The following is a 17,415-nucleotide window of genomic DNA, read 5'->3' as shown; positions in this document are numbered from 1 at the left end:
CGGGCACGCCCCCTGCCGTGCCGCCCATGGACAAGATCGAACGCATCACCGCCCTGCACCGACTCCTCAAGGCGGCCCGCTACCCGGTCACGGTGAAGCGGTTGCAGGAGGAACTGGGCTGTTCGCGCGCGACGGTCTACCGCGACCTGGCGTACCTGCGCGATGCGCTGATGGCGCCGATCGAGGGCGACGGCGAAGCGGGGTTCCGCTACCACGCCGCCGAAAGCGACCGTTTCGAGCTGCCCGGCCTGTGGCTGAGCTCGGAAGAGCTGTATGCGCTGCTGGCGGCGCAGCAGTTGCTGGTGCGCACGGGGGGCGGCGTGCTGTCGGGCGCGCTGGCGCCGTTGCAGAAGCGCATCGAAAGCCTGCTGGCCGACCATGCCGGCGTGGACCACTGGCCGGTCGACCGTGTGCGCGTCATCCCGCACCGCGGTCGCAAGCTCGACGAAGCCAGCTTCCGTACCGTCGCCTCGGCCGTGCTGGAGCGCAAACAATTGCAGTTCGAATACCGCGCCCGTTCCACCGACGAGCGCACCCGGCGCACGGTGTCGCCGCAGCGCATCACCCACTACCGCGACAACTGGTACCTCGATGCGTGGGACCACGAGCGCAACGCCCTGCGCAGCTTCGCCGTCGACCGCGTGAGCAACGCGCGGCTGGCCGAAGAGGCCGCGCGCGACCTTCCGAATGAGGAACTGAACCAGCATCTGGCCTCGAGCTACGGCATCTTCTCCGGCGAGCCGAAGGGCTGGGCGAGCATCCTGTTCAGCGCCAAGGCCGCGCGCTGGGTCGCCGACGAACAGTGGCATTCCAAGCAGCAGGGCCGCCACCTGCCCGATGGCCGTTACGAGCTGAAGATCCCCTACAGCGTCTCGCGCGAGTTGCTGATGGACATCCTGCACTACGGCGCCGACGCGGAGATCGTCGAGCCCGCCGTGCTGCGCGAGCAGGCGAAGGCGCTGCTGGAACTGGCGCTGTCGAACTACGAGAAGCGATGATCCATGTAGGAGCGACGTCAGTCGCGACCACTGATCTCGAGTGTCTTGAAGCGGTACTCACGCGTTATGGCGCAGGAAGCAGGCGCCACTCTTGTTGCGAAGCATCCAGGGCAACGTCCGCAATCGGTCGCGACTGACGTCGCTCCTACAGGATGCCGAATCACGGTTCTTTCGGTTCGCCGAATCCCGGCGTCCCCACCTGCTGCGGCAGCTGCGGCACACGCACCAGTTGGCGGGCATTGATGCCGTGGTCGCGGGCGCGTTTCACCAGGTCCTGGTAAAGCGCATCGTCCATCATTGGATCCCGCGCCAGGATCCAGCCCATGTCGCGGCCGGGGTAGTCGGCCAGCGCCCAGGAGTAGTCGGGCGCCACCTCACGGATGCGCCATTTCGCCGGCACCACGCCGACGAACCACAGCGTCCACTCGCGATTGCCGGAGTCGCCCTTGACCGAGGCGCGGGCTTCGCGCGTCTGTCCGGGCTGGTCGAAGCCTTCCCGGTAGTGATACGTCACGCCCACCTTGTCGGTGTCGCGCAGCGCGTATTCGTAACGCGCGGCCACATGCCCGCGCTCGGCGAAGTAGGGGACGTGCGCGATGACGTTCCACGTGCCCATGAAGCGGGGCAGGTCCAGCGCGGCGGGGTCTTCCCGGACGGCGCCGCGATGGCCGCAACCGGCCATCAGCGCCAGCAGGCAGGCCAACAGCGCGAGGCGGACCACACGGGGAAACAACGGCATGGGCATGTTGACTCCTTTCTCCCCGTCTTACGGACACGCTAGCCAGCAGGATGCGAGGAAGATGTTAACCGGTGATGTCGCAGTCCGTGAGATGCCCGTGCGCCAGTGTGACGTCGTACCGACATCACCTCACGGGAGCCCCTTGCCATGTCCATCGTGTCCATCGCGTCATTCCCCTCGTCACGTCCGGTCGATCCCGATCGTCCCGACGCTGCCCTGGATCGCATGCTGCGTCGGGCCGTCCTGACAGGACTTGCGCTGGTGTTGCTGGTGCCGCTGGCGCGCGCCAGCACCGATGCCCTGGGCTGGTTGCCGCTGTGGCTGGTCGGCATGCCGGCGGTGGCGTGGTGGGCGCTGCACCGGTTCCGCCTGCCGGCGGCAGCGCGCCGGCTTCGCCCTGCGGTCCGCCGCCGCTCGCCCCAGGCCCGTCGCCTGCGTGCCCGCCACGCGGGCGTGGTCCGGGCGGCCTGACCTTCGGCAGGGGGTGGCCTCCGGGCCTTGTGCTAGCGTGACATGTTCATGAACTGCACCTCCGGAGCGCTCCCCGATGCCCAGACTCACCCATGCCTGCCTGGCCGCAGGTCTTGCCGTTGCGGGCGTGATGTCCGCCCCCGTCCACGCCGCGGAGGCTGATGTGTCCAACGACCCGTATGCGTGGCTGGAAGACGTCGAAGGCCAGAAGCAGCTCGACTGGGTGAAGAGTGTCAACGCCAGGGCCGAGGCCGAGATCGCGGCCACGCCCGCCTTCAGGCAGCTGGAAGCGGACATCCGCGCCATCCTCGACTCCGACGCCAAGATTCCCGGCGTGCAGAAGATCGGCGACTTCTACTACAACTTCTGGAAGGACAAGCAGCACGAGCGCGGTCTCTGGCGCCGCACCACGCTGGCCGAGTACCGCAAGGCGCAGCCGCAGTGGGAAACCGTGCTCGACCTGGACGCGCTGAACAAGGCCGAAGGCAAGAACTGGGTCTGGCACGGGGCCGACTGCCGCAAGCCCGACTACACGCGTTGCCTCATCGCGCTGTCGCGCGGCGGCGCCGACGCCGACGAGACCCGCGAGTTCGACCTGGTCAACAAGAAGTTCCTCGCCGACGGCTTCTATCGCCCCGAGGCCAAGGGCGCCCTGGGCTGGAAGGACGCCGACACCGTCTACGTGTACACCGACTTCGGTGCCGGCAGCCTGACCAGCTCGGGCTATCCGCGCATCGTCAAGGAATGGAAGCGCGGCACGCCGCTGGACAGCGCCAAGGTCGTCTACGAAGGCAAGCCGAACGACATGTACATCGCGGCTTACCACGACGACACGCCGGGCTTCCAGCGCGATTTCGTCAGCCGCACGCTGGCCTTCTACAACGACGAGCTGTACCTGCGCCGCGCCGACGGCACGCTGGCCAAGATCAACGCGCCCAACTCGGCCAACAAGGGCGTGTTCCGCGAGTGGCTGACGCTGGAGCTGCGCGAGCCGTGGACCGTCGGCGGCACGACCTACGCGGCCGGCTCGCTGCTGGCGGCGAAGTTCGATGATTTCATGGCCGGCACGCGCACGTTCGACGTGCTGTTCGAGCCGACCATGACCACCTCGCTCGCGGGCATGTCCGTCACGAAGAACCACGTCGTGCTGAACGTGCTGGACGACGTCAAGAACCGCCTCAGCGTGCTGACGCCCTCGGCGACGGGCTGGAAGCGCAGCGAGTTCGTGGGTGCGCCCGGCTTCGGCACCATCAGCGTCAGCGCGGTGGATGCCGACAGCAGCGATGCGGTCTGGATGACGGTCACCGACTACCTGACGCCGACCACGCTGTCGCTGGTCGAGCTGGGCAAGCAGCCGGAACAGCTGAAGTCGATGCCGGCGTTCTTCGATGCGTCCGGCAAGAAGATCGAGCAGCACTTCGCCACCTCGAAGGACGGCACCAAGATCCCGTACTTCCTGGTGCGTCCAGAAGGCCTGAAGTACGACGGCAGCACGCCGACCCTGCTGTACGGCTACGGCGGCTTCGAGATTTCGATGACCCCGGGCTACTCCGGCGGCGTCGGCAAGGGCTGGCTGGAGAAGGGGGGCGTCTATGCGGTCGCCAACATCCGCGGCGGCGGCGAGTACGGTCCGCGCTGGCACCAGGCCGCGCTGAAGGCCAACCGCCACAAGGCCTATGAGGATTTCGCCGCGGTCGCGCAGGACCTGATCGCCCGCAAGATCACCTCGCCGAAGCACCTGGGCATCCAGGGCGGCAGCAACGGCGGCCTGCTGACCGGCAACATGCTGACGCAGTATCCGGAGCTGTTCGGTGCGGTCGTGGTGCAGGTCCCGCTGCTGGACATGAAGCGCTACAGCCATCTGCTGGCCGGTGCGTCGTGGATGGCCGAGTACGGCAATCCCGACACGGCCGACTGGGAGTTCATCAAGACCTTCTCGCCGTACCACCTGTTCGATGCGAAGAAGGACTATCCGCCGACGCTGTTCATGACTTCGACGCGCGATGACCGCGTGCACCCCGGCCACGCCCGCAAGATGGCGGCGATGATGCTGGATGCCGGCAAGGACGTGCGCTACTACGAGAACATCGAGGGCGGCCACGGCGGCGCGGCGAACAACGCCCAGGCCGCGCACATGAGCGCGCTGGCCTATACCTTCCTCTGGCAGCAGCTGTCGAAGTAAGTCTTCGCTCCCTTCCCCCGCCTGCGGGGGAAGATGCCCGAAGGGCGGAAGGGGGCAGCGCCGACGTCAGACGGAGCCGCTGTCCCCCACCCCAACCCTCCCCCGCACGCGGGGGAGGGGGCCTATCCCGACGCATTGCATCCCGCATCCCCGGACCCCATCCATGAAGCCGACCTCCTTCCTGCTTGCCGCGACCGTCCTGATGAGTACCCCGATCACCTCCGCTTTCGCCGCCACCGCCACCCCGCCCGACGTGGCCAAGAAGCCGCACGTCGTGAAGGCGCCGCACGGCGCCGAGCGCAACGACGAGTACTACTGGCTGCGCGACGACAAGCGCGAGAACAAGGAGATGCTCGCCTACCTCGAAGCCGAGAATAAGTACACCGATACGGTGATGGCGCCGCTGAAGCCGCTGGAGGACACGCTCTACAACGAGGTCGTCGCGCGCATCAAGCAGGACGACGCCAGCGTGCCGTACCGCGAGCGCGGCTGGTGGTACTACGCGCGCTTCGTGACGGGCAAGGATTACCCCGTGCACGCGCGCCGCAAGGACGGCCCGGGCGTGGACGCGGTGTCGATCCAGAAGGCCAACGAGGCCGGCGACTTCGCCGGCGAGCAGGTGCTGCTGGACGTCAATGCGCTGGGCGAAGGCAAGGACTACTACAGCGTCGGCGACTACGAGGTCAGCCAGGACAACCGCCTGCTGGCCTATGCCGACGACACCAACGGCCGCCGCCAGTACACGATCCGCTTCAAGAACCTGGACACCGGCGAGATGCTGCCGGATACCGTGACCAATGCCGAGCCGAACCTGGTCTGGTCCGATGACGGCCGCACGCTGTTCTACGTGGACAAGGATCCGGAAACCCTGCTCAGCAAGCGGGTGAAGTCGCACGTGCTGGGCACGCCGGCCAGCCAGGACAAACTCGTCTACGAAGAGGAAGACGACAGCTTCTACATGGGCATCGGCCGTACCCGCGACGACCAGTTCATCTGCATCGGCGTGGAAAGCACGGTGTCCTCGGAGATGCGCTGCACGCCGGCGGCCAATCCGGGTGTCTTCACCGTGCTGGCGCCGCGCGAGCGCGACGTGGAGTACCAGGCCGATCATCTGGGTGGCCGCTGGGTGATCCGCACCAATGCCGACGGCGCCACCAACTTCAAGGTGGTCACGGCGCCGACGGGCTCGACCTCGCGCAAGGACTGGAAGGACTGGATACCGCACCGCGACGACGTGTTCGTCGAGGGTGTCGAGCTGTTCGACGGCTTCAGCGTGGTCTCCGAGCGGGCCAATGCGCTGGAAAGCCTGCGCGTGGTCAAGGCCGACGGCAGCAGCGAGTACATCAAGGCCGATGAGTCCGCCTATTCGATGGGCCTGTCCGCCAATCCCGAAACCGGCACCGACTGGGTCCGCTACAGCTACACGTCGATGACCACGCCGGCCACGACCTACGAAATCAACACGAAGACCGGCGAACGCCGCCAGCTGAAACAGCAGCCGGTGCCGGGCTACGACGCCTCGAAGTACGTGACCGAGCGCGTGTGGGCGCCGGCCCGCGACGGCAAGACGAAGATCCCGGTGACGCTGGTTTACCGCAAGGACGTCGCCCGTGATGGCAAGGCGCCGATGCTGCAGTACGCCTACGGCAGCTACGGCTCGTCGATGGATCCGAACTTCAGTATCACCAACATCAGCCTGCTCGACCGCGGTGTGGTGTACGCGCTGGCGCACATCCGCGGTGGCCAGGAAATGGGCCGTGCGTGGTACGACGACGGCAAGCTGTACAACAAGATCAACACCTTCACCGACTTCATCGACGTCACCGACTACCTGGTGAAGGAAGGCTATGCGGCCAAGGATCGCGTCGCCGCAATGGGCGGCAGCGCCGGCGGCCTGCTGATGGGCGCGGTGTCGAACATGGCGCCGGAAAAGTACAAGGTCATCCTGACCCTGGTGCCGTTCGTCGACGTGGTCACCACCATGCTGGACCCCAGCATCCCGCTGACCACCAACGAGTACGACGAGTGGGGCAACCCGGAAGAGAAGGGCTATTACGACTACATCCTGAAGTACTCGCCCTACGACAACCTGCAGGCCAAGGCCTACCCGGCGATGTTCGTCGGCACCGGCCTGTGGGACTCGCAGGTGCAGTACTGGGAGCCGGCCAAGTACGTCGCCCGCCTGCGTGACCTGAACACGAGCAGGAACACCGTCGTGTTCCGCACCAACATGGAGGCCGGGCACGGCGGCAAGTCGGGCCGCTTCCGCCAGTACCGCGAGCGTGCCGAGATGTACGCCTTCATGCTGGACCAGCTGGGCGTGGCGTCGAAGTAACCGCTTCGCGCGGCAACATAAAGAGCCGGGGAAACCCGGCTCTTTCCGTCTGCGGCCCGTCGCCGACAGGCGGCGCTTCAGTGACGCTCCTGGCCAGCCGATACCCTGGCAGGTCCTCGGTCGGAGTGATGCGTCATGGCAAGCTGGGGCGTGGTGGTCCGCTCCGCGCAGAGCATGTTTGCGCCGTCGGTGCGGGATTTGGGGTACAAGGTCGCCGTGCACGAGCCGTCTCCGCCACCGCCGCGCGACCTGCCCGACGCGCGCCCTGCGCGCTTCCGCTGGGCGTGGCGGCTGCTGGCCTATGCCAGCCTGGGGATGGGCATCGTGGGCGTCTTCGTGCCCGGCCTGCCGACCACGGTCTTCATCCTGATCGCCGCCTATGCCGCCTCGCGCGGCTCCGAACGTCTGCACCGCTACCTGGTCACCCACCCGCGCTTCGGCCCGATGATCCACGACTGGCATCTGCACCGTGCGGTCTCCCGGCGCGCCAAGTGGGCGGCCACGTGGACGATGCTGGTCAGTGCGGCGATCCTGCTGGCCGCAATGCTGTGGATGGGCTCGCATCGCGGGTGGATGGTCGCCTTGCCGATCGCCTGCATGACCACCGTCGCGCTCTGGCTGTGGCGACGTCCGGAGCCGCCGCACGGCCGGTGATCGACGATCGCATTCATCCCGCTGTGGCTATACTCGCGGCATGAACCGGAACGTCCGTCTTGCCTTCGCCGCCGCCCTCATGGCGGCCCTGTCCGCCTGCGGTGCCAAGGGCCCGCTGTTCATGCCGGAGAAGCCGGTCGAAGAGGCGCCGGTGACGCCGGCCGAGGCGGCACCGCCCGCGACCGACAGCGTCCCCGCCGAGCCGCCGATCGATCCGGCCACGGTGCCGGCCACCGACGGGAATGGCTGAGTCTCCGCACGCGCGGTCCAGGGCGATGCGTTTCACCAAGATGCACGGGGCCGGCAACGATTTCGTGGTGCTGGATCTCCGCGATGGCGCGCCGCCGCCGGATGCCGCGCTGGCGTCCGCGTTGGCCGACCGGCACCGCGGCGTGGGCTGCGATCAGATCCTGACCATCGAACCGCCGCGCAGCGCCGGTTCGGTCGCGGCCTACCGCATCTGGAACGCCGATGGCTCCGGCTCGCAGCAATGCGGCAACGGTGCGCGCTGCGTCGCGGCTTGGCTGGTGCGCGACGGTGTCGCCCGGGGCGATGTCTTCGAGGTCGACAGTCCGCTTGCCACGCATGCGGTGGAACGCATCGGCGATGACCGCTATGCCATCGCCATGGGCGTGCCCGAGTTCGTGCCGGCCCGCATCCCGCTGCAGGGCTTCGACCAGCCGCGGGCGGAGTACGACGCCGACGTGGACGAAGGCCTGCGGCTGCGTTTCGGCGCGGTGTCGATGGGCAATCCGCATGCCGTGATCGAAGTGCCCTCCGTCGAGGCGGCACCGGTCGCGCATTACGGCCCGCTGCTGCAGCGGGCGCGGCACTTCCCGGAATCGGTCAATGTCGGCTTCGCCGAAGTGGTGGCGCGCGACCGCGTGCGCCTGCGCGTGTACGAGCGTGGCGTCGGCGAGACGCTGGCCTGCGGCAGCGGTGCCTGCGCGGCCGCCGCCGTGCTGATCCGTCGTGGCCGGGTGGATCGTGACGTGGCCATCGTGTTGCCCGGTGGCGAACTGCGCATCCGCTGGCCGTCCGACGACGCGCCGGTCATCATGTCCGGGCCGGCGGCATTCGTATTCGAAGGGGAATGGACAGCATGAGCGAGACAGCGGAAAAAATGGGTGCGCACGAAGTCGCGGCGTGGCTGCGGCGGCATCCGACCTTCCTGAAGCAGTTCCCGGACCTGGCGCTGAGCATGGTGGTGCCGCGCGACGAAGGTCCGACGGCGTCGCTGGCCAGCTATCAGCTGGAAGTGCTGCGCGACAAGAACCGCGAGCTTTCCAAGCGCCTGGGCGACCTGTTCGCCAATGCGCAGGAAAACGAGCGCCTGGCCGTGCGCACCCACCAGCTGGCGCTGACGTTGATGAAGCAGGGGACCGCCGCCGACACCGTGCGTGCGATGGCGGCCTCGCTGGCCGAGGATTTCAACGGCGACCGCGTCAGCATCGTGCTGCTGCAGCCGATCGCCGGCCTGGAGGAAAGCGAGTGGTTGCAGGTGGTGCCGGCCGACAATCCGCACATGGCACCGTTCCGCGACTGCCTGCGCGACGGCGAGCCGATCTGCGGCCGCCTGCAGCCGGAGAAGCACGTGCTGCTGTACGGGTCGCGTGCCGAGGAAGTTGCCTCGTCCGCATTGCTGCCGCTGCCCGGCATCGGTCTGGTCGCGGTCGGCAGCCGCGACGGCAACCGCTTCTATCCCGGCATGGGCACGCTGTTCCTGCGCATGATGGGCGACACGCTGGTGACGGCGCTGAAGCGGTTCGATGGTTGAACTCGTCTCCGCAATCCTCCCCCGTCATTCCCGCGAAGGCGGGAACCCAGTGCCTTTGGCCGAGTGTGTCGCCGGCTTTCCGAAGCACGAAGTCGCTGGATTCCCGCCTTCGCGGGAATGACGGGGAGGGAAGATCCATGTCCACCGCCGACTTCCTCGCCCATCTCGACGTCGAGCGCCGCGTCTCGGCCCACACGCTGGACGCGTATCGCCGTGACCTGGCCGCGCTGGCCGAATGGGCGCACGCCCAGGACATCGCGGATCTGGCCGACATGCAGCCGGAACAGTTGCGCAGCTTCGTCGCCAGCGAACATCGGCGCGGTCTGTCGCCGAAAAGCCTGCAACGCCGGCTGTCGGCGTGCCGCAGCTATTACCAGTGGCTGCTGAAGCACGGTCGCATCGCCGCCAGTCCCGCCGCTGCGCTGCGCGCACCCAAGGCCCCGCGCAAGTTGCCGCAGGTCCTGGACGCGGACGAGGCCGTCAGGCTGGTCGAAATTCCCACCGACGCACCGCTGGGCAAGCGTGATCGTGCGTTGCTGGAACTGTTCTATTCCTCCGGTCTGCGCCTCAGCGAACTGTGCGCGCTGCGCTGGCGCGACCTGGACATGGCCGGCGGCATGGTCACGGTGCTCGGCAAGGGCAGCAAGGAACGCAAGGTGCCGGTCGGTTCGCATGCGCGCGCTGCGCTGACCGAATGGCGTCAGGAACGGCCGGCGGCGAACGAGGCTTTCGTGTTCCCCGGTCGCGGCGACGGGCCGATCTCGCAGCGCGCCGTGCAGATCCGCATCAAGCAACTCGCGAACCGGCAGGGCCTGTTCAAGCACGTGCACCCGCACATGCTGCGGCACAGTTTCGCCAGCCATATCCTGGAATCCTCCGGCGACCTGCGCGGCGTGCAGGAACTGCTCGGCCACGCGGACATCGCCACCACCCAGATCTACACCCACCTCGACTTCCAGCACCTGGCCAAGGTCTACGACGCCGCGCATCCGCGGGCGAAGCGGAAACGCTGAGTCCCTTGTAGGAGCGACGTGAGTCGCGACCGCAGATATCAACAGGCAAGACAGCCGTATCAGGCGCGGTCAGGAGGGTGTCGTACGTCGCCGGGTGTCCTGGGATCGCCGTCGCGACTCACGTCGCTCCCACAACGGCGCCAAACGTCATGCTTGAACCCGGAGGCAGCGTCCCCACCTCTGGGAGAACCCCCCGGAGGCCTCCATGGACCCCAGCCAGAACCCGAACGTCTTCCACGCCACCACCATCCTGTCCGTGCGCCGCAACGGCCATGTCGCCGTCGCCGGCGATGGCCAGGTGACGCTGGGCCACACGGTGATGAAGGGCAATGCGCGCAAGGTGCGCCGGCTCGGCCGCGACGGCCAGGTGCTGGCGGGCTTCGCCGGCGCGGCGGCCGACGCGTTCACCCTATTCGAGCTGTTCGAGGCCAAGCTGGAGAAGCATGGCCAGCTGACGCGCGCTGCCGTGGAACTGGCGAAGGACTGGCGCACCGAGCGTCGCCTGGGCAAGCTCGAGGCGCTGCTCGCCGTCGCCGACAGGGAAACCTCGCTGATCATCAGCGGTACCGGTGACGTGATCGAGCCGGAGGACGGCATCATCGCCATCGGCTCCGGCGGCTCCTACGCGTTGTCCGCCGCGCGCGCGCTGCTCGCGCATACCGAACTGGACGCGAAGTCCATCGCCGTCGAGTCGCTGAACATCGCCGGCGACATCTGCATCTATACCAACCGCAACGTGGTCGTTGAAGAGCTGTGATGGGTGATTCGTGATGCGTGATTGGCAACAACGAACTTCGCGCCGCTCGCCTTCCTCTGCTACCGCTTCTGACGAATCCCCAATCACTAATCACGAATCACGGCCATGACCAATCCCGGCTCTTCAACCATGACCCCGCGCGAGATCGTGCAGGAACTCGACCGCCACATCGTCGGCCAGCAGGCTGCCAAGCGCGCGGTCGCCATCGCGCTGCGCAACCGCTGGCGCCGCATGCAGCTCGACGACGGACTGCGCAATGAAGTGATGCCGAAGAACATCCTGCTGATCGGTCCGACCGGCGTCGGCAAGACCGAGATCGCGCGCCGCCTGGCCACGCTCGCCAATGCGCCCTTCGTCAAGGTCGAGGCCACGCGCTTCACCGAGGTGGGCTACGTGGGCAAGGACGTGGAGCAGATCGTCCGCGACCTGGCCGACACGGCGGTCAAGATGTACCGCGAGCAGGCCAAGGCGCGCATGCGCACGCAGGCCGAGGAGCGGGCGGAAGACCGCATCCTGAATGCCTTGCTGCCGCGGCGTGATGCGTCGGGTGGCAACGGCTTCGGTTTCGGCGCCGCCACGGCCACCGTCGACATCGGTGCCGAACCGTCATCGAAAGAGTCGGAAACGCGGCAGAAGCTGCGCCGCCAGTTGCGCAACGGCGACCTGGACGACCGCGAGATCGAGTTGGAACTGGCTGCCAACGTTGGCGTCGACATCATGACGCCGCCCGGCATGGAGGAAATGGGCCAGCAGCTGCGGCAGATGTTCTCCAACCTGGGAGGCGCCAAGACCCACAAGCGCACCGTGACCATCAAGGCCGCGCGCCCGCAGTTGATCGAGGAAGAGGCCGCCAAGCTGGTCAACGAGGACGACATCCGCGCCGCCGCCATCGAATCGTGCGAACAGCACGGCATCGTCTTCATCGACGAGATCGACAAGGTGGCCAAGCGCAGCGGCACCATGAGCGGTGCCGACGTCAGTCGCGAGGGCGTGCAGCGCGACCTGCTGCCGCTGGTGGAAGGCAGCAACGTGTCGACCAAGTACGGCACGGTGAAGACCGACCACATCCTGTTCATCGCCTCGGGCGCATTCCACCTGGCCAAGCCCAGCGACCTGATTCCCGAGCTGCAGGGCCGCTTCCCGATCCGCGTGGAGCTGTCGGCGCTGAGCAAGGAGGACTTCATCCGCATCCTCACCGAGCCGAAGGCCGCGCTGAGCAAGCAGTACGTGGAGCTGATGAAGACCGAAGGCGTGGCGCTGAGTTTCGCCGACGACGCGATCGACCGCCTTGCCGAGATCGCCGCGCTGGTCAACGAACGCCAGGAGAATATCGGCGCGCGTCGCCTGCACACCGTGCTGGAGCGCCTGCTCGATACGCTGAGCTACGAGGCGCCGGACCGCGACGGCCAGAGCGTCGTCATCGACCGCGCCTATGTCGATGCGCATCTGGGCGAACTGGTGCAGGATCCCGACCTGAGCCGCTACATCCTGTAGCGTGCGCCATGCGCACGACCGCATGAACCCATCTACATGCGGCCGTGCGCGCAGCGCACGCTACAGCCCGCACGCCCTGTAGCGTGCGCCATGCGCACGACCGCATGAACCCATCAAGACGCGGTCGTGCGCGCGGCGCACGCTACGCATGCGACAATCGCGGCTGTATCCGCTTCCCGGTCCGCCATGTCGACGCTGCCGCCGTGCCCCCAATGCCAGTCCGAGTACAGCTACGAGGACGGTGGCCAGTTGGTGTGCCCGGAATGCGGTCACGAATGGTCGGCCGACGTGCCGCCTGCCGGCGACGAGGAACGTGTGACCAAGGATGCCAACGGAAACCTGTTGCAGGACGGCGATACGGTCACCGTCATCAAGGACCTGAAGGTCAAGGGCTCGTCGCTGGTGGTGAAGGTCGGCACCAAGGTCAAGAACATCCGCCTGGTCGATGGCGACCACGACATCGACTGCAGGATCGACGGCATCGGCGCGATGAAGCTCAAGTCGGAATTCGTGCGCAAGGCCTGACCCCTGCGGGACGGAGATTCAATCCTCGCCGATATCCTCGTTCCACACCTCGGGGTTGGCGCGGATGTAGTCGCCGAGCATGGTGATGCATTCCTCGCTCTGCAGGTCGATGACCTCCACCCCGGATTCGCGCAGCCAGTCGATACCGCCCTGGAATGTCACCGATTCGCCGACCACCACGGTGCCGATGTTGAACTGCCGCACCAGTCCGCTGCAGTACCAGCACGGGGCCAGCGTGGTGACCATGATCGTGTCGCGGTAGCGGCGCTGGCGCCCCGCCTTGCGGAACGCATCGGTTTCGCCATGCACGGACGGGTCGCCCTCCTGCACGCGGCGATTGTGGCCGCAGCCGAGCAGGCGCCCGTCCTGGTGATACAGCGCCGCCCCGATCGGGATGCCGCCTTCGGTCAGACCCTGGCGCGCTTCGCTGATCGCGGTTTCCAGAAGGGCACGGTAGTCGGGAGAAGCGCTCATGGCGGCCTGCGTCGACGCTGGAGGGGGAACGGGATCATACAGGTGGAGAGTGTGATGCCACGCACGGCGCCCTGGCCGCATACCCGTTAGAACGCGGAGTGCGTTGCGTGGTGCGCGTTCAGGTCAGGGGAGCCGGGGAACATGAAAGGGAAGCTCAACAGGGTGTCGCGCGGTGCGCGAATCACGGCGATGCTGGCCGTGGCATGCGGACTCTCGTTCGCGACGGCGCTGCGCGCGCAGACCATCGAGCAGGGGTTGCTGCAGCTGGAGTGGGGCGATCCCGCGCCTGCGGCAACCGGCCAACCCCGTCTTTCGCCGCGCTTCAACGCCTCGCTGCTGAAGGATGACGGCAGCCGCCTGCCGCTCGATCCCGTGCAGGCACGGCTTGCCGCGGGCGATCTGTACGTGCTGGCCAACCGCCGCGTGGCGGTGGCGTTCGCGGCGCAGGGGCGGGTGATGTCGTCCGCACCCGCGATCGAGGCCATCGTGCCGGCCGATCGCGTCACCCAGTCGGCGCCCGTGCATGCGGCCAACGCACGCGTGATGGCGGCGGCGCCGATCAGCGGCACCACGCGCTGGGTGACGCTGATGTGCAAGTTCAACGACATCGTCGATGAGCAGAAGGACCTGGCGTTCTTCCAGTCGCAGTACGGCGAAGGCGTCGGCCAGCTGGGCCACTACTGGCGTGAGGTGTCGTACAACAAGATCAACCTGGTCGGCAGCACGGCGCATGGGTGGTATACGTTGCCGAACCCGCGTTCGACCTACGTGACCAAGGTGGACGGCAAGGACAAGGCGGACCTCAACAAGCTCTTCGCCGATTGCGCCTCGGCGGCGCCGGAGACCGTCGACCTGAATGCGCCGGTCGGCATCAACATGATGTTCAACGGCGACCTCGACGGGTTCGCCTGGGGCGGACAGAGCTGCGCCACCGTGCGCGGCGCGCGCCTGTGCAAGCGGGTGACGTGGAATCCGCCCTGGTCGTTCCGCAACCTGGCGCCGCTGGCGCACGAGATGGGGCATGGCTACGGCCTGCCGCATTCCGACAATTCCGACGGCGACAGCGATACCTACGACAATCCGTGGGACGTGATGAGCGACAGCTGGAACAACGCGGTGGCCGACACCACGTACGGCACGCGGCCCAAGCACATCAACATCTTCCAGCGCCATCGCCTGAGCTGGGTGGACACGGCGAGGCAGCGCGTGGTGCCGCTGGGCGATCTGGCCACGCGCGACATCGCTCTCGATTACGCGCATCTGACCGGCGCGGCCAATGCGCAGATGCTGGTGCTGTCGCTGTCGCCGCAGGCCGATCCCTACGCGACCGTGGTGTACACGCTGGAAGCGCGTAAGCGCGAAGGCACCTACGAAGGCAACCTGGCCGGCAACGCGGTGATCATCCACAAGGTGGAGCGGTCGGGCACGGCGTACAGCATGGATGCCGACACACCGCCGGCCAACCGCGCGAACAACGAAGGCTCGATGTTCAAGGTGGGCGAGCGCTGGGTCACGCCGGAAGCCTCGCATGCGGTGACGATCAAGGCGCAGACGGCCACCGGCTTCGTGATGACGGTCGGTCCGCCGCGCGTGATGAGCAGTCCGTTGCCGGCGCTGGTGCGGCCCGCGGCGGTCGCGGCGCCCGCGCCGTCGTCTGCGTCATCGACGCCGGGCACGCGCGCGGTCATTGATGACCGGACGCGTCCGCGTGCGCGCGATGCGTCCACGCCGCGTTGCGCGTCGGATGCGCGCAGATCGCCGGCGGGTTGCGCGCTGCGCGAACGCTGACCGGTAGGGGTTTTTCCGACACGCTGGGTGCGGCCCCGACAGCGCGCGCCAGGGCGCTGTCGGGGCCCGGATGGATGCGTTTCGCACGCGTTTGCTGACCGGCATCGCAGTTCGCGACATCCGTGCGGAAAACGTGTCCTGTCGCGTCCTTCACCCCTCAAGCACTCACCTTTGCAGCCGACACCCACGATGACGGCGTCATTCCGACCCGTCCATCGTGAATGGGGTCGCGCGTGGTCAACCACCGATCGGCCGGCACGTGGCGCAGGAGCATGCGGGTGCTCCTCGGCGCGGGATTGCCGGTGCTGGCATGTCTGTTTCCGTCGCTTCCGCTGCGCGCGGAAACGGTCCTGCAGGGAACCCTGCAGCTGCAGTGGGCCGATCCGCCGCGCGCGTTGCCGGGCCGCGTGCAGGCGCCACCCCAGCTGGACGCGTGGCTGGACATGGGACCGGGACGGCGTGTCGCACTGGATGTGGATCAAGCCAGGCGGGCGGCGGGCGATCTCTACGCATTGGCCAACCGCCGCGTGGCGGTGTCGTACGCGGTGCGCGCGGACATCGCCGCGTCGTCCAAGGTCATGTCGGCGGCCGGCGCACGTGCTTCGATCAGCGCCATCGTTCCGACCGACCGCCTGCCGCAGCGTGCGCTGGCGATGGGCGCCGATGGCCGCGTCATGGCGTCCGCACCGGTGATCGGCGCGACGCGCTGGATCACGCTGATGTGCAAGTTCGCCGACATCACCGCCGAACAGAAGCCACGCAGCTTCTTCCAGGAACAGTACGGCAATGCGCCGGGCCAGCTCGGCCACTACTGGTCCGAGGTGTCGTACGGCCAGATCAACCTGGCCGGCAGCACCGCGCATGGCTGGTACACGCTGCCGAAGCCGCGTGCGGCCTACCTGGCGGACGTCAACGGCAAGCAGAAGGCGCAGCTGTCGGAGCTGTTCGCCGACTGCGCCAGCGCGGCCGACCCCGAGGTCGACTTCGCCGGCATCCAGGGCGTGAACCTTATGTTCAACGGCGAGCTGGACGGCAACGCGTGGGGCGGCGGCGCGTGCAGCACGCTCGACGGGGTCTACGGGTGCACGCGCGTGACCTGGAGTCCGCCATGGTCGTTCGCCAATCTCGCGCCGCTGGCGCACGAGATGGGGCATGGCTACGGGCTGCCGCATTCCAACAACTCCGATGGCGACGGCGACACCTACGACAACCCCTGGGACGTGATGAGCGATGCGTGGCGGAACGCCACCAGCGATCCCGCCTTCGGGCTGTTGCCCAAGCATCCGAACATGTACCAGCGCGAACGACTGGGTTGGCTGCCTGCGTCGCGCAAGCGCGTGATCGAGGCCGGCAACCGCGAGACCCACGAGTTCGTGCTGGATGCGGGCAGCGTGCTCAACACGTCGAACACGCAGATGGTGGTGCTGGCCCTGCCCGCGCAGCCGGATCCCTACAGGACGGTGATCTACACGCTGGAAGCGCGTCGCCGCACCGGCACCTATGAATCGAAGCTGGCGGGCGACGCGGTGATCATCCACAAGCTGGAGGACTACGGCATCGCCTACAGCATCGACCGCGATACGCCGGCCGCCACGCTGTCGAGCAACGAAGGCTCGATGCTGAAGGTGGGCGGACGCTGGAACACGCCGGACGAACTGCATTGGGTCGAAGTGGTGTCGGCCACGGCACAGGGCTTCGTGGTGCGGGTCGGGCCACGGCCACGCTCGATGAGTTCGCCGGCGCCCGCGCTGGAGCGCCCCGCGAGCGTCGCGGCGTCCTCGTCGCCGGCGGCGCGTCCATCGTCGTCCACGCCACCGGCGCCGTCGGTGCCCGTCATCCGCGCGGCGGCGGGTCTGCATCGTCGTGCCTGCGCTGCACTGCCGTCCTTGCTGCGGAGGGCGCCGCTGTGCGCCCTGCTGGAGCGCTGATCCGGCTGGAGCCCTGATCGCGCCGGACCGTCGGCCACGCAACGCTCCGCATCTGCGGACGTCGTCGCATTCGGGTGTGACAGCGACGGAATCGGCGGACACGAACGCATACGTATTCGTCGCGACGGAGTGCGCACCGTGGCGCAGGTGAACGGCGACCTGCATTCCAGAACGCGACATTCGCCGTCGCGAACGGCAATCCCTTTGCCGGATCGAGCCTCCCGGAGCGATGTCCGAAGTAGTCGCGCGACACCGCGCGCTTTCGGAGAATGGAATGTAC

Annotated in this window: 16 protein-coding genes; 14 read left to right on the top strand and 2 right to left on the bottom strand. The window is 67.5% G+C overall.

The window, feature by feature from the left end:
- Positions 1 to 26: 26 nt before the first annotated feature.
- Entirely contained in the window at positions 27 to 998 is a 972-nt protein-coding gene (locus tag VGN58_RS14945; RefSeq protein WP_327483967.1) for a YafY family protein, read from the top strand.
- A gap of 160 nt (positions 999 to 1,158) precedes the next feature.
- Here VGN58_RS14945 and VGN58_RS14940 read toward each other — a convergent pair whose 3' ends face one another.
- A complete protein-coding gene (locus VGN58_RS14940) occupies positions 1,159 to 1,737 on the bottom strand; it encodes a lipocalin family protein (protein ID WP_327483966.1) in 579 nt (192 codons plus the stop codon).
- Between the two features lie 147 nt (positions 1,738 to 1,884).
- Between VGN58_RS14940 and VGN58_RS14935 the strand changes: the two genes are divergently transcribed.
- The 11 genes from VGN58_RS14935 to VGN58_RS14885 all read left to right on the top strand — a co-directional run bounded on the left by VGN58_RS14935 (position 1,885) and on the right by VGN58_RS14885 (position 12,945).
- Entirely contained in the window at positions 1,885 to 2,208 is a 324-nt protein-coding gene (locus VGN58_RS14935) for a hypothetical protein (protein ID WP_327483965.1), read from the top strand.
- Positions 2,209 to 2,284: 76 nt separating this feature from the next.
- On the top strand, positions 2,285 to 4,390 hold the full coding sequence (locus VGN58_RS14930) for a prolyl oligopeptidase family serine peptidase (protein WP_327483964.1): 2,106 nt from the start codon (positions 2,285 to 2,287) through the stop codon (positions 4,388 to 4,390).
- Between the two features lie 163 nt (positions 4,391 to 4,553).
- Positions 4,554 to 6,725, top strand: a complete 2,172-nt coding sequence (locus VGN58_RS14925; RefSeq protein WP_327483963.1) for a S9 family peptidase — start codon at positions 4,554 to 4,556, stop codon at positions 6,723 to 6,725.
- A gap of 216 nt (positions 6,726 to 6,941) precedes the next feature.
- Positions 6,942 to 7,379, top strand: coding sequence for a YbaN family protein (locus VGN58_RS14920; RefSeq protein ID WP_414710827.1), 438 nt, complete (start codon positions 6,942 to 6,944; stop codon positions 7,377 to 7,379).
- Between the two features lie 40 nt (positions 7,380 to 7,419).
- The gene (gene lptM, locus VGN58_RS14915) at positions 7,420 to 7,629 is read left to right on the top strand and encodes an LPS translocon maturation chaperone LptM (protein WP_327483962.1); all 210 of its coding nucleotides are present in this window, start codon (positions 7,420 to 7,422) and stop codon (positions 7,627 to 7,629) included.
- Positions 7,622 to 8,485 carry a diaminopimelate epimerase gene (gene dapF, locus VGN58_RS14910; protein ID WP_414710803.1) on the top strand — a complete coding sequence of 288 codons (864 nt, stop codon included), beginning with the start codon at positions 7,622 to 7,624 and terminating at the stop codon, positions 8,483 to 8,485. Before lptM ends, dapF begins: the two co-directional genes overlap by 8 nt.
- On the top strand, positions 8,482 to 9,156 hold the full coding sequence (locus tag VGN58_RS14905) for a DUF484 family protein (protein WP_327483960.1): 675 nt from the start codon (positions 8,482 to 8,484) through the stop codon (positions 9,154 to 9,156). The genes dapF and VGN58_RS14905 overlap by 4 nt, the downstream gene beginning before the upstream one ends.
- 137 nt (positions 9,157 to 9,293) lie before the next feature.
- The gene (gene xerC / locus VGN58_RS14900; RefSeq protein WP_327483959.1) at positions 9,294 to 10,169 is read left to right on the top strand and encodes a tyrosine recombinase XerC; all 876 of its coding nucleotides are present in this window, start codon (positions 9,294 to 9,296) and stop codon (positions 10,167 to 10,169) included.
- Positions 10,170 to 10,374: 205 nt separating this feature from the next.
- The gene (gene hslV, locus VGN58_RS14895; RefSeq protein ID WP_298127729.1) at positions 10,375 to 10,926 is read left to right on the top strand and encodes an ATP-dependent protease subunit HslV; all 552 of its coding nucleotides are present in this window, start codon (positions 10,375 to 10,377) and stop codon (positions 10,924 to 10,926) included.
- Between the two features lie 105 nt (positions 10,927 to 11,031).
- Positions 11,032 to 12,420, top strand: coding sequence for an ATP-dependent protease ATPase subunit HslU (gene hslU / locus VGN58_RS14890; protein ID WP_327483958.1), 1,389 nt, complete (start codon positions 11,032 to 11,034; stop codon positions 12,418 to 12,420).
- Positions 12,421 to 12,606: 186 nt separating this feature from the next.
- On the top strand, positions 12,607 to 12,945 hold the full coding sequence (locus VGN58_RS14885) for a zinc ribbon domain-containing protein YjdM (RefSeq protein WP_327483957.1): 339 nt from the start codon (positions 12,607 to 12,609) through the stop codon (positions 12,943 to 12,945).
- Positions 12,946 to 12,963: 18 nt separating this feature from the next.
- Here VGN58_RS14885 and VGN58_RS14880 read toward each other — a convergent pair whose 3' ends face one another.
- Positions 12,964 to 13,419, bottom strand: coding sequence for a nucleoside deaminase (locus VGN58_RS14880; protein ID WP_327483956.1), 456 nt, complete (start codon positions 13,417 to 13,419; stop codon positions 12,964 to 12,966).
- A 141-nt stretch (positions 13,420 to 13,560) separates the two neighbouring features.
- On the opposite strand from VGN58_RS14880, the gene VGN58_RS14875 reads away from it, so the two are divergent.
- Both VGN58_RS14875 and VGN58_RS14870 read left to right on the top strand, forming a co-directional pair.
- Positions 13,561 to 15,207 (top strand): hypothetical protein, encoded by a 1,647-nt coding sequence (locus VGN58_RS14875; RefSeq protein WP_327483955.1) that lies wholly within the window; start codon positions 13,561 to 13,563, stop codon positions 15,205 to 15,207.
- Between the two features lie 272 nt (positions 15,208 to 15,479).
- Positions 15,480 to 17,135, top strand: coding sequence for a hypothetical protein (locus VGN58_RS14870; RefSeq protein WP_327483954.1), 1,656 nt, complete (start codon positions 15,480 to 15,482; stop codon positions 17,133 to 17,135).
- The last annotated feature ends 280 nt before the right edge of the window (positions 17,136 to 17,415 follow it).

Source organism: Pseudoxanthomonas sp. (assembly GCF_035999195.1).
Lineage (GTDB): Bacteria > Pseudomonadota > Gammaproteobacteria > Xanthomonadales > Xanthomonadaceae > Pseudoxanthomonas_A.
Note: the sequence above shows the minus strand (reverse complement) of the source record. Positions and strands in the feature narration are given on the sequence as shown.